General features: G+C 68.0%; 1 pseudogene. It reads right to left on the reverse strand.

Annotated elements, in window-relative coordinates:
- Window positions 1-319 (reverse strand): annotated as a pseudogene (locus tag EN824_RS34135) (molecular chaperone HtpG); the annotation flags it as partial.

Consider the following 319-nt stretch of genomic DNA (forward strand, 5'->3'; position numbering starts at 1 on the left):
GTCGGCGATGTCGCGCGGCTCCGCGTCGGGTTTTTCGACGAGCGTGATCGGCACCGGCACATGGCCCGACTGCGATTTCGCCAGCCCTTCCAGCCGGTAAGGCGTGGTGTAGGAAGAGGCGTCTTCCATCAGATGCAGCACCACGCGCGTGCCGCGTCTGGGCGCCGCCTCGAGCGGCGCCGGCGCGATTTCATAGGTGCCCTTGCCGTCGGACGACCAGCGGAAGGCCTCGTCGCTGCCGGCTTGGCGGCTGATGACGTCGACCCGGTCGGCGACCATGAAGGCCGAGTAGAAGCCGACGCCGAACTGACCGATGAGC

This window comes from Mesorhizobium sp. M8A.F.Ca.ET.181.01.1.1 (genome assembly GCF_004792025.1).
GTDB lineage: Bacteria > Pseudomonadota > Alphaproteobacteria > Rhizobiales > Rhizobiaceae > Mesorhizobium.